This window comes from Mesorhizobium sp. M7A.T.Ca.US.000.02.2.1 (assembly GCF_003996995.1).
GTDB lineage: Bacteria > Pseudomonadota > Alphaproteobacteria > Rhizobiales > Rhizobiaceae > Mesorhizobium.
The window spans coordinates 1-3,182 of record NZ_RZTT01000559.1 but is presented as its reverse complement, the minus strand read 5'-3'; the positions used below and the strand labels follow the sequence as shown (position 1 = coordinate 3,182).

At 61.9% G+C, this 3,182-nt stretch carries 5 protein-coding genes and 1 pseudogene; 5 read left to right on the top strand and 1 reads right to left on the bottom strand.

Features of this window, described 5'->3' with window-relative positions:
* Positions 1-163 (bottom strand): annotated as a pseudogene (locus EOD15_RS37095) (type I methionyl aminopeptidase); the annotation flags it as partial.
* A 200-nt stretch (positions 164-363) separates the two neighbouring features.
* Between EOD15_RS37095 and EOD15_RS31530 the strand changes: the two are divergent.
* The 5 genes from EOD15_RS31530 to EOD15_RS31510 form a co-directional block, all read left to right on the top strand.
* The gene (locus tag EOD15_RS31530; protein WP_127322324.1) at positions 364-786 is read left to right on the top strand and encodes a hypothetical protein; all 423 of its coding nucleotides are present in this window, start codon (positions 364-366) and stop codon (positions 784-786) included.
* 111 nt (positions 787-897) lie between these two features.
* On the top strand, positions 898-1,137 hold the full coding sequence (locus EOD15_RS31525; RefSeq protein WP_127322323.1) for a hypothetical protein: 240 nt from the start codon (positions 898-900) through the stop codon (positions 1,135-1,137).
* A gap of 160 nt (positions 1,138-1,297) precedes the next feature.
* Positions 1,298-1,594: a DUF982 domain-containing protein gene (locus EOD15_RS31520; protein WP_127271426.1), complete on the top strand. Its 297-nt coding sequence runs from the start codon at positions 1,298-1,300 to the stop codon at positions 1,592-1,594.
* Between the two features lie 218 nt (positions 1,595-1,812).
* Entirely contained in the window at positions 1,813-2,076 is a 264-nt protein-coding gene (locus tag EOD15_RS31515) for a DUF6074 family protein (protein ID WP_023810460.1), read from the top strand.
* A 327-nt stretch (positions 2,077-2,403) separates the two neighbouring features.
* Positions 2,404-3,182: pilus assembly protein TadG-related protein (locus EOD15_RS31510; protein ID WP_127409172.1), on the top strand; the 779-nt coding region annotated here is incomplete at its 3' end.

Here is a 3,182-nt window from a genome sequence, read left to right as displayed (position 1 = left end):
CTTCGGTGGTGACGCCGGGCTGGACCATCGGCACCAGCTCGTCGAGGCAGCGTGCGGTGAGATCGCATGCCTTGCGCATGCCGGCAAAGCCGTCCTCGCCATAGAGGCGGATCTGGCCGGTATTTCTGAGCGGGGCCGTGGCAGCGTCGAGATAGGTGACCATTTTGTCCGTGTAGCGGGTAGGGCTCTGCAGGAGAGCCAGCGTGAAAATTTCCCCAGATTTGGCACTTGAGGGCAAAAGGTTCAAGGAAGAACTGTCTGATGCGGCCGCGCGCTTCCCGATATTTGCCTCGCATGGGCGATGTCTTGCCGGTTTTTGCCCGGTTTGCTTCCCTTTCTGGCCATGGTGCGTTAGGGCGGGTGATGTTTTCGAGATCGCGTCCCTTCGCGGCGGCCAGGCAAACCGGATGGCCTGAAGCGCCGCTGACGGCAGCGTGCTCATGCCTGATCGGCATGGTGCTGCTGGCGATGCTGTGCTTCGGCCTGCCGGTGGCGTCAGGCATTGCGGGCTCTGCGCCAAGCGGTGCCAATGTCGGTGTCGAGCGGTCGGGCGAGGTGGCGGCGCTGCTGCGTGTCACCGGCAAGGCGCAAGCGCTGGAAGTTCGTGCCGGCCGTCCGCTCCTGGTCAAGTTCGCCGGCGGCCATCCCGCGCTTGCGGTCCCCGACGCTGTTTTTCTTTGGGCCGAACGGACATCGCAAAGAGCGATGGTTTCGGGATATGGGGCCGCGTTGGTTCCCGGAGCGAGCACCAACCAGCCGCGCGCACCGCCGGCCATCACGGCCTGAGCGGCCCAGGGCCGTACCCCCACCTCATCGCTATTCCTGTTCGCGTCGTGATCGTGCGGCGGCTGTCGGCCGCGCAGCGGTCGCGCGGCGCGTCATTTCCGAATTATTTCAATGCAACAACGCATCAAGACTTTCAAAACCCTGTCGCGCGCGGCCTCGGCTGCCACGTTCCTCTGCGTCCAGGCGCTCATCTGCATCGGAACCGTCTATTGGGCGGTTGCCGAGACGCTCGGCCTGTCGGCGATGGCGGCCCTTGTTCTCGGCGGCATCTTCGCCGTGCCGACGGTATTTGTACTGATCGCCGCCATTCGCATGGCCTTCGACGCGGAGACGGATCCGGCGAACCAGTGAGCGTATGTCGCCCAAGACATATCTCGGGAGCGCGATCTATTCTGGGCGGCGTGGCGGTTCAGCGACCCAAGTGACGACACATTTCTGGGTCAAAGCCGATCAAAGCAACTTTTGACGACGAACGGCGTTGCTGCGGTGACGCCGGTTCGGGAGACAGGAAATGGACAGACTGCAATTCGAGGTGCCGGTGCGCATAGCGCCTGGACCCGGTCTGCCGGTCGAGGAGATCTATGGCGTCGAACAGGCGCTCGATTTTCTCCAGGACTGGCCTGCGCGCCGTCAGGGCCCGATCTATCAGAAAGCGTTCAACGCCTGCTTTGGCGCCACGGTGGACGTGGTCAAGACCGAGGACGCCTGCCGGGCGTTCATGGCGTTTTGCCGGGCGAGCGGACTAATGGCAAGAGACATGATGACGCCGCGCAAGCGCGGCGGTGAGGCGAGGGCGCTCCAGGCCTGAGGGCCGACGCCGTTTCGCTTGCCCCGATTCCTACGTCAACAATCGCGTTGAACGCACATGGCGATGGCGCGTGCGTAGGGCTGCGCCCTTTTCGTCCCCGACGACCGCCCCACGTTGCACCCACCTCAGCGCCGTTAAGCTTCCGTTTCCACCTTCCCGGCTACGCCATTGCTTGTTGGCAATGGTTGATTCGTTGCGTCAGTCTCATGGTTTGGAAGATGTCCCCAGAAAAAGTCCGTGCGTTCCCGATCGACCGTCAGGTATTCTTGGTCAGGGAGGTTGCTGCCAAGCTCGGCAACCTGCATGGCGAGACCGCCACCTCGTTCTGGAGAGCCAAGGCGTCGGAGTTGCTCGATCTCGTCGTCGGGTCCGGCAGGGACAGAACAGCAGCCAGCGATGAAGTGCGCAGGTTTTTCCTGGCCGTGCAGCGAGAGATGTTGGCTGATACGGTCGCGGAGTCGATGCCAATTCTTTCCGCTTGAAGCAAATCCTGAACCTCCATCCTCCATACATGCATCAGTAATTTGTAAATACGTTTACTCCGGTGTGTTTTTCGAAGACCCGGTCGTTGTTCGCGCGGTCTCGGTTGCGAATCCGGCAATTTCCCGCTGGCCTTGAGGGGCGGCCCACTCTGAGACATCGATGCGCTTGCGCGTTGGTCAGCCAGCGAAACACTTCTTTTTTGAAGCCAATGGACCACTGCTCAAAAATGCAACGAACTTTTTAGCCATTCGTTCATTTATGCGTGCTTTCTAATTTAAACCATGGCCTTGAGTAGCTTCACCCGTGTTCGGCTTGTAATGGACGCCATGCGCCGGAGCACGGCCGCAAACGTCGCTACCATTTTTGCTCTGACCTTGCCGGTCGTTGTCGGCGCTGCGGGCTTCGGCGTCGAGACCTCCTATTGGTACTACAACAGCCTGAGGTTACAGGCGACGGCCGATGCGGCCGCCTATGCCGGAGCGCTCGAACAGATCTGGGGTTCCGACAAGCCGACGATCGTCGCGGCCGCGACCCAGTCCGCGGCGTCGAACGGGCTGGGCTCGGGCACGATCGTCGTCAATACGCCGCCGGCGTCCGGACCGAATACGGCGAAAAAAGCGGTCGAGGTGATCGTCAGCCAGCAACTCGACCGGATGTTCACCCTGATCTTCACACAAGAAAAGGTTCCCGAACAGGCGAGGGCGGTGGCCGTCATTACCGATGCCTCGAGTGCCTGCATGCTCGCGCTCGATCCGTCCGCGTCGCAGGCGATGCTGTTTTCCGGCAGCACCAGCGTTAAGCTGACCGGCTGCTCGGTCATGTCCAATTCCATTGCTTCCGACGCCGTCAAGCTTCAGGGCTCGGCGGGTCTCCAGGCCAAATGCGTGATCTCTGCGGGCGGCGTCTCTCTCAGCAATCCCGTCACGACTGTCTGCGCGGCCCCGATCACCCAGGCGCTGCCTGCCGGCGATCCCTTTGTCGACCTGCCGGCCCCGGTGGCCGCGACCCCCTGCCAGAACGACAACAAGGCGACGCTCGGTCCAGGCACCTATTGCAGCGGCATGAACCTGAAGGGCAATGTCACGCTTTCGCCCGGCGTCTATGT

Coding starts and splice junctions, on each gene's coding strand:
- EOD15_RS31515 (WP_023810460.1), top strand. CDS start 1,813: ATGTCCCCAGAAAAAGTCCGTGCGTTCCCGATCGACCGTCAGGTATTC.
- EOD15_RS31530 (WP_127322324.1), top strand. CDS start 364: ATGTTTTCGAGATCGCGTCCCTTCGCGGCGGCCAGGCAAACCGGATGG.
- EOD15_RS31520 (WP_127271426.1), top strand. CDS start 1,298: ATGGACAGACTGCAATTCGAGGTGCCGGTGCGCATAGCGCCTGGACCC.
- EOD15_RS31525 (WP_127322323.1), top strand. CDS start 898: ATGCAACAACGCATCAAGACTTTCAAAACCCTGTCGCGCGCGGCCTCG.